Origin of the sequence: Plasticicumulans sp., from assembly GCF_035331805.1 — a bacterium.
In the GTDB taxonomy this organism is placed as follows: domain Bacteria; phylum Pseudomonadota; class Gammaproteobacteria; order Competibacterales; family Competibacteraceae; genus Plasticicumulans.
Genome location: NZ_DAOLKE010000095.1, coordinates 1 through 7503 on the forward strand (window position 1 = coordinate 1; position 7503 = coordinate 7503).

Sequence of the window (7503 nt, forward strand, 5' to 3'; positions counted from 1 at the left end):
CGCTGATCGTCGATGTGCCGGCGCTGTTCGCGCTGGCAGCGGCGCGCACGCCGCCTGCATCGAGTCTCCCGGCGCCGGCGAAGCTGGCCTGCGCCTGAATCCCGTCTCAGTCTCCCCGAATCCATCATTTCCCGATCATCCGCATCCAAGGGGCTCCTGTATGAAAAACCTGAAAGTAGTCACCCGCCTGGGGCTGGGCTTCGGCCTGATCCTGCTCGCACTCGCGGCCCAGATCATCGTTGGCTTCAACGGTCTGGACCGCATCAATGACGAAGTCTCGGACATCGTCCACGACCGCATTCCGAAGATGCAGTGGACCGGCGATCTCGCCCAGAGCGTGGCCACCATCTCGATCGCGATGCGCGATGCCATGCTCTCGGGCCGTGCCGAGGATGTTCGCGATGCCATCGCCCAGGTCGAGGAATCCAAGCGCACGATTGCCGAGCGGCTCGAAAAGCTGCAGTCGAGCATCAGCAACGAACGCGGTCGTGTGCTGCTCAAGGGGGTCGACGATGCGCGCGCGGCCTATCTGAACGATCAGGCCGACATGCTGACGCAGCTGCGTGCCGGGGATGTCGAGCAGGCCAAGCGTGTGCTGAGCGAGCGCTTGCGTCGTTCGCAGGATGATTATCTGGTCGCCGTGCGCAAGCTCGATGCCTTTCAGGCCGAAACCATGCGCATGCTCGGAGATCAGGCCGATGCCGAAGTCCGTGGCAACCAGCGCATGATGCTGATCCTCGGGCTCTGCGCGCTGGCCGGGGGGCTGTTGTCCTGCTGGTGGTTCACGCGTTCCCTGATGCGCCAGCTCGGTGGTGAACCGGGCTACGCGGCCGAGCTGCTGCACGGGGTCGCCGAAGGCCGGCTCGACATGCAGGTGGTGCTGCGCAACAACGACACCAGCAGCATGCTGTACGCACTGAAGACCACCCTCGAACGCCTGTCGCAGCTGATCTCCGAAGTGCGTTCGGCCGCCGGTGTGCTTGGCTCGGCGTCCGAGCAGATCAACGCCACTGCACAGACCCTGTCGCAATCCAGCGCTGAACAGGCCGCGAGCGTCGAGGAGACCAGTGCCTCGATCGAGCAGATGTCGGCCACGATCGCGCTGAATACCGACAACGCCCGCATCACCGACGGCGTGGCCGGCAAGGTCACGCGCGAGGCCGACGAAGGTGGTGTGGCGGTACGCGACACGGTGGCAGCGATGAAGCAGATCGCCGGGCGCATCAGCATCGTCGACGACATCGCCTACCAGACCAACCTGCTGGCGCTGAATGCCGCGATCGAGGCCGCCCGCGCCGGGGACCACGGCAAGGGCTTTGCCGTCGTGGCTGCCGAGGTGCGCAAGCTCGCCGAGCGCGCCCAGATCGCCGCACAGGAAATCAGCAAACTCGCCACCAGCAGCGTCGAGACCGCCGAGCACGCCGGCGACCTGCTCGCCGAGATCGTGCCGGCGGTGCGCAAGACCTCCGATCTGGTGCAGGAGATCGCCGCCGCCTCGACCGAGCAGGCCGGCGGCGTGGCGCAGATCAACGGCGCGATGGGCCAGCTCAGCCAGGCCACGCAGCAGAACGCCTCGGCCTCCGAGGAACTGGCGGCGACTGCCGAAGAGATGGCGAGTCAGGCCGAACAGCTGATGCAGTTGATGGATGCCTTCCGTCTTGCCGGCGACAACGCCGTGGTCAGCGTCCAGCCGCGTGCCCGTGCGTCGCGGCCGGCCGGTGCTGCGCTGAAGCGGTCGCAGGCGAACGCCGGACTGCTGCGTGCCTTCGCCGCCGGCGAGCCCGAGGAATCCGGTTTTGTCCGTTACTGAGCCACCGGCAGGACTTCCGCCATGCAGGCCCTGAAACCTTCCGCCGGCGACAGCGCCGCGCGTGCCAGCCGTCAGTACCTGACCTTCACGGTCGCCGGCGAAGCCTATGCCTTCGGCATCGCCCGCATCCGCGAGATCATCGAATACGGACGGCTGACGCCGATCCCGCTGATGCCGGCTTTCGTGCGCGGCGTCATCAACCTGCGCGGCCGCGTGCTGCCGGTCATCGACCTGGCCGCGCGCTTCGGCGGCCCGCCGGGTGAGACGACGCGCAGAAGCTGCATCGTCGTCGTCGAGGCGGATGCCGATGCCGACAGAGGCGGCACCGATCTCGGCTTCGTCGTCGATACCGTCTCCGAGGTGCTGGAAATCCCGCTCGAGCGCATCGAGCCGCCTCCGGCCTTCGGTCAGCACATCCGCCCGGACTTCATTGAAGGCATGGCGCGGCTCGACGAGCGCTTCGTCGTGATCCTCGACGAGCACCGCGTGCTGTCAATCCCCGAGATGGCGCAGCTGTCACGGCTGACGCAGGGGGCGGCGGCCTGAGTGCGGCAGCGCGGGCGTCCGCCGGGCCGACGACATCCGGTTTCCGGGGCCGATGGCATACTGCCGCGCGCCTGTCCGCCACCGGAGCCCGCCGCTTGAACCTCCTCGCCATCGATACCGCCACCGAAGCCTGCTCGGCTGCCCTGCTTGCCGGTGACGAGCTGATCGAACGCTGGCAGCTCGCGCCGCGCGGCCACACGCAACTGCTGCTGCCGATGATCGGGGCGGTGATGGCCGAGGCCGGCTGCACGTGGTCGGCGCTCGATGGCATCGCCTTCGGGCGCGGGCCGGGCGCCTTCGTCGGCGTGCGCATCGCCACCGCCTGCGCACAGGGGCTGGCCTTCGCGCACGATTTGCCGGTGGCGCCGGTCTCGACGCTCGAAACCCTCGCGTACGGCGCCGGTCGCAGGCAGGGTGCGCGTCAGGTGTTCGCGGCGATCGATGCGCGCATGGGAGAGATCTACGCCGCAGCCTGGCCGCTCGATGCCGATGGCTGGCCGCAGGAGCCCCGGCTCGCCGAATGCGTCACGGCAGCCTCGGCGCTGAGCCTGCCCGGCACCTGGTTCGGGGTCGGCAGCGGTCTCGCGGCGGCGGCTGCCGCATTCGACGGGCGCATCGCCTTCAGTGACCGTGATCCGGCCGCGCTGCCGCACGCCGCCGATGTCGCCCGGCTCGGCAGGCGCCTGCTCCTGGCCGGTGCCGGCGTGTCGGCGGCTGCCGCGCAGCCGGTCTATCTGCGCGACGAGGTGGCGAAGAAGTCTGCCGTCCGGGGCTGAACCGCAGGCCACGCGCCGGTGGCGCCCGCGCCACGGCCGGCGTTAGCATGCCGGCGACCGTTGCAGCCTGCGGTCCGTCTGCCCGAGCGTCCGCAGAGACGCGCATGCCGACAACCAGACATAACTGAGGAGGAGACATGCTCGCCGAACCGCTGGATGACGAGATGACGACCATCGCTGACGAGATTCACGACAAGGCCCTGCCGAAGCTGGTCGAGCGTCTGCGTCTGGAACGCCAGGCCCTGGCCGATCGCCACGAGACCCTGTCCTGCGGCTGCGCACAGCTCGGCATCGCCGAACTGCTGCCGCAGCTCGAAGCCCTGTGCCAGCAGCTCGTCGACTACGTCGCGCTCGGGCACTTCGAGGTCTATCAGCTCATGCGCAGCTGCCCGGGCCGCGGCCTGCCGGCCTGCGCGAGCACGCGGGCGCTGCTCGAAGAGATCGAGGCGGCCCTCGCCGACACCGCGCAGGCGGCCGTCGATTTCAACGACCGCTACGGCGGCGAGCACACCTGCAGCTTCGAGCGCCTGGCCGCCGATCTCGCGCGCCTCGGTGCCACGCTCGCCGCGCGCACCGCGCTGGAGGAGCGCCTGTTCGCGGCCTGCACCGCCTGAGCGCCGTCGTTTCCCGTCCCGGACGCCGGGCGGTCGCAAGCCGCCCGGCGTTCGCGTTTCCGCCCCCCCGTCCACGCTTCATCCACCGCGCCCCGAGGTGACCGCATGGCCCGCGTCAAGCTCGACCTGCCCGCGACCTTCGCCTTCCGCACCTCGATGCAGGTGCGCGTCGGTGACATCAACTACGGCCGCCACCTCGGCAACGACGCGCTGCTCGGCCTGCTGCACGAGGCGCGCGTGCGCTGGCTGGCCGCGCACGGCCAGAGCGAACTCGACTGCTGGGGGGCGGGGCTGATCATGGTCGATTCCGTCATCGTCTACCGCGCCGAGGCCTTCCTCGGCGAGACGCTGCTGTTCGATCTCGCCACCGCCGATGTCCACGGCAAGGGCTGCGACCTCGTCTACCGCGTCAGTGCCGCTGGCGATGGCCGCGACATCGCGCACGCCAAGACCGGCATCCTGTTCTTCGACTACGCGACGCGGCGCGTGCGCGCGATGCCGGAGGAATTCCGCTCGGCGCTCTGCGCCGCCGCCGGGGCCTGAGTCGCGCATGCGTCGCTGGCGACCGCTGCTGTTCGCGCTCGGGCTGGCGCTGACCCTGGCGCTGGCGCTGCACGTCACCGACTTCGCGCTGACGCTGTGGCAGCGCCTGTCGGAGGCATCCCCGCTGTTCCTGACGCTGTACGGGCTGCTGATCGCGCTGGTCGCGTGGCTGGTGCTGCGCCTGATGCGCCCGCGCCGGCCGGTCGCAGCCGCCGCGCCGCCGCCTCCCGATGCCCCGCAGATCGATCGCCAGCTCGAAGCTGCCGTGCAGGCCGGGCTGCCGGTCGAGCGCTACCGCGCCGAGCTCGCCGAACTCGAACGCCGGCGCGCGGGCGGGCGCGTGATCGTCGCCTGTTTCGGCGAGGTCTCGGCCGGCAAGTCCAGCCTGATCCGCGCGCTGCTGCCGGGCGCCGAGGTCGTGGTCTCGCCGGTCGGCGGCAGCACGCGCACGATCGTCCATCACGTCTGGACCAGCCCGGCCGGGGACGAACTCGTGCTCGCCGACGTGCCCGGCCTCAACGAGGCCGACGGCACGCTCGATGCCGAGGCCGAGGGCGAGGCCGTGCGCGCGCACGCGGTGATCTACGTGACCGGCGGCGATCTCGCGCGCGCCGAACTCGCCGCGCTCGAGCGCCTGCTGAGTCTGGGCAAGCCGCTGCTGGTGGCGCTGAACAAGGCCGATCGCTACACCGCCGCGGAACTCGCGCTGGTGCAGGCGCGCATCCGCGAGCGGCTGGCCGGACGGGCCGAGCTCGTCGCGGTCAGTGCCGGTGGTACCGAGGAAGTCGTGCGCATCGGCGCCGACGGCAGCGAGACGCGCATCGAGCGTGAGCGCCCGGCCGACGTGCACGCGCTCGGCGTGGCGCTGCAGCGCACGCTCGATGCCGATGCCGGTGCGCTCGAATCCCTGCGCGATGCCGCGGTGTTCACGCTGATCGGGCGCGAACTCGACGCAGCCCTTGCCGCCGAGCGCGCCGCGCGCGCCGAGACCGTCGTCGAGACCTACGCGCGCAAGGCCGTGTTCGGCGCGCTGGCCGCGGTCGGGCCGGGCACAGACGTGCTGATCCAGGGCTGGCTCGGCATGCAGATGCTGAAGGAGCTTTCGGCCGTCTACGGTGTGCCGGCACAGGAGATCGACCTGAAGCGCTTCCTCGATCTCGCCAGCCGCCACGTCGGGCGGCGCATGAACCTGCTGCTGGCGCTGGCCGGCAACGTGCTGAAGGCCTTTCCCGGCGTCGGCACCGTGCTCGGCGGCGCACTGCATGCGATCGCCTACGGTCTGATCTTCGAGAGCCTGGGTCACGCCGCCGCCCGCTCGCTCGCGAGCCGCGGTGCGCTGGTGCCGGGCGTGGCGGTACACCTGTTCGAGGATGCCCTCGGTGAACATCTGGAAACGCGCGCGCGACGGCTGGCCGCACTGGTGGTCGGCCGTGCTCGATCGGCTGAACCCGGCCGCGACGCCGACCGCAGCGACGCCTGAGCCCGGCGCTCCCGGGATGGCCGGCCCTTCCGCGTCCGCGGCCGACACGCACCTCGGCCTCGCGCGCGACAGCCTGCGCGCGCTGCTCGCCGACGAGGCCGTGCCGGCGGCCGTGCGCGAGCGCCTGGCCGAGGATTACTCGGCGCTGTCGCTGCTGCTCGAACGCCTCGAACACGGCCATCTGCACATCGCCGTGTTCGGCCGGGTCAGCGTCGGCAAGTCGGCGCTGCTGAACGCCCTGCTCGGCGAGCAGCGCTTCGCGACCAGTCCGCTGCACGGCGAGACCACGGCCGCAAGCTCGGCGCGCTGGGCGGCCGATCCGGAGCTGCCCGGCGTGCAGCGGCTGGAGGATGGCGGCGTGTTCCTGATCGACACGCCCGGCATCGACGAGGTCGGCGGCGAGGCGCGCGAGCGGCTGGCACGCGAGGTCGCCGGCGGCGCCGACCTGATCCTGTTCGTCTGCGAGGGCGACCTGACCGCGACCGAGCTCAACGCGCTGCGCGAACTCGCCGCCGAGGGCACGCGCCCGATCGTGCTGGCGCTGAACAAGACCGACCGCTACACGCGCGCCGAGCGCGCGCTGCTGCTCGAAGCCCTGGAAACCCGCAGCCGCGGCCTCGTGCGCCCCGAGCACATCGTGCCCTGCGCCGCGGCCCCGGCCGAGCGCACGGTGATCCGCGTCGACGCGGGTGGTCGCGAGCACGAATCGCGCGAGCGCCCGGCGCCGGACATCGAGGATCTGCGCGAGACGCTCTGGGACATCCTCGCCGCCGAGGGCAAGACGGTCGCGGCGCTGAACGCCGGGCTGTTCGCCGGGCGCTTCTGCGAGCGGCTGGCGCGCGAGGTCGTCGAGTTGCGCCGCTCGCTCGCCGAGACCGTCATCCGCCGCTACTGCCTGGCCAAGGGCCTCGGCGTGGCGCTGAACCCGGTGCCGCTCGCCGATCTCGCCGCGGTGTTCGCCGACGTGGCGATGATCGTGCACCTCGGCCGCGTCTACGGCCTGCCGGTCTCGCACACCGAAGCCGGGGCACTGCTGCGCACGCTGATCGCGCAGCTTGCGCTGCTGATGGGGTCGAGCTACCTCGCGAGCCTGGCGTCCTCGGCGCTGAAGGGCGCGACCTTCGGGCTGTCAACGATCGTGACGGCGGGAGCCCAGGGCGCGGTCGCGTGGTATGGAACCTACGTGGTCGGTCTTGCTGCGCAGCGGTATTTCGCGCAGGGCCGTTCCTGGGGCGAGGGGGGGCCGAAGCGCGTCGTGCGCGAAATCCTCGCGAGTCTCGACCGCGATTCCCTGCTCGCCGAAGCCCGTGCCGACATCCTCGCGCGCCTGCAGGGAGACCCGCGATGAACCTCTGCCGTGCTCCGGCATGAACTCCGGCTGGTGGATGCTGCTGATCGGCGGCGCGCTGGCGGCCTGGTACGTGCGCGATGCGCTGCGCGCCCGCGAAACCGCCCTCACCATCGTGCGCCGCGCCTGCGAGCGCGCCGGCGTGCAGCTGCTGGACGAAACCGTCGAACTGCGCGGACTGCGGCCGGCGCGCGGGGTGCGCGGGCCGGTCTGGCAGCGCCGTTACGCCTTCGAATACACCCGGGATCGCGAGACCCGCAGCGCCGGCACGCTGCTGATGCACGGCCGGCGGGTCGAGGCCCTGGTGCTCGCCGCCGCAGCGGAGCCGGCACCGTGAGCGTCGGGCCGCTGCCGCTGGCCGATCTGCTGGCGCTCGCCTGCTTCAG

8 protein-coding genes are annotated in these 7503 nt (G+C 71.2%); all 8 read left to right on the forward strand.

Annotated elements, in window-relative coordinates; genetic code table 11:
- Positions 1 to 160: 160 nt before the first annotated feature.
- Positions 161 to 1810, forward strand: coding sequence for a methyl-accepting chemotaxis protein (locus PKE44_RS08780; RefSeq protein ID WP_324550177.1), 1650 nt, complete (start codon positions 161 to 163; stop codon positions 1808 to 1810).
- Positions 1811 to 1831: 21 nt separating this feature from the next.
- Complete coding sequence (locus PKE44_RS08785; RefSeq protein WP_324550179.1) at positions 1832 to 2356, forward strand: chemotaxis protein CheW; 525 nt, start codon at positions 1832 to 1834, stop codon at positions 2354 to 2356.
- A gap of 95 nt (positions 2357 to 2451) precedes the next feature.
- Positions 2452 to 3132, forward strand: coding sequence for a tRNA (adenosine(37)-N6)-threonylcarbamoyltransferase complex dimerization subunit type 1 TsaB (tsaB, locus tag PKE44_RS08790; RefSeq protein WP_324550182.1), 681 nt, complete (start codon positions 2452 to 2454; stop codon positions 3130 to 3132).
- A gap of 137 nt (positions 3133 to 3269) precedes the next feature.
- Positions 3270 to 3746 carry an Rsd/AlgQ family anti-sigma factor gene (locus PKE44_RS08795; protein WP_324550185.1) on the forward strand — a complete coding sequence of 159 codons (477 nt, stop codon included), beginning with the start codon at positions 3270 to 3272 and terminating at the stop codon, positions 3744 to 3746.
- Positions 3747 to 3851: 105 nt separating this feature from the next.
- Entirely contained in the window at positions 3852 to 4289 is a 438-nt protein-coding gene (locus PKE44_RS08800) for a thioesterase family protein (protein ID WP_324550187.1), read from the forward strand.
- Between the two features lie 7 nt (positions 4290 to 4296).
- Positions 4297 to 5769 (forward strand): GTPase, encoded by a 1473-nt coding sequence (locus tag PKE44_RS08805; RefSeq protein ID WP_324550189.1) that lies wholly within the window; start codon positions 4297 to 4299, stop codon positions 5767 to 5769.
- A gap of 16 nt (positions 5770 to 5785) precedes the next feature.
- Entirely contained in the window at positions 5786 to 7117 is a 1332-nt protein-coding gene (locus PKE44_RS08810; RefSeq protein WP_324550191.1) for a GTP-binding protein, read from the forward strand.
- 19 nt (positions 7118 to 7136) lie between these two features.
- Complete coding sequence (locus PKE44_RS08815; RefSeq protein ID WP_324550193.1) at positions 7137 to 7454, forward strand: DUF3301 domain-containing protein; 318 nt, start codon at positions 7137 to 7139, stop codon at positions 7452 to 7454.
- Positions 7455 to 7503: the final 49 nt, after the last annotated feature.

Excerpts from the sequence above, each read along its gene's own strand:
- PKE44_RS08795 (WP_324550185.1), top strand. The coding sequence starts at position 3,270 with ATGCTCGCCGAACCGCTGGATGACGAGATGACGACCATCGCTGACGAG.
- PKE44_RS08785 (WP_324550179.1), top strand. The coding sequence starts at position 1,832 with ATGCAGGCCCTGAAACCTTCCGCCGGCGACAGCGCCGCGCGTGCCAGC.
- PKE44_RS08815 (WP_324550193.1), top strand. The coding sequence starts at position 7,137 with ATGAACTCCGGCTGGTGGATGCTGCTGATCGGCGGCGCGCTGGCGGCC.
- PKE44_RS08810 (WP_324550191.1), top strand. The coding sequence starts at position 5,786 with ATGGCCGGCCCTTCCGCGTCCGCGGCCGACACGCACCTCGGCCTCGCG.
- PKE44_RS08800 (WP_324550187.1), top strand. The coding sequence starts at position 3,852 with ATGGCCCGCGTCAAGCTCGACCTGCCCGCGACCTTCGCCTTCCGCACC.
- PKE44_RS08780 (WP_324550177.1), top strand. The coding sequence starts at position 161 with ATGAAAAACCTGAAAGTAGTCACCCGCCTGGGGCTGGGCTTCGGCCTG.
- PKE44_RS08805 (WP_324550189.1), top strand. The coding sequence starts at position 4,297 with ATGCGTCGCTGGCGACCGCTGCTGTTCGCGCTCGGGCTGGCGCTGACC.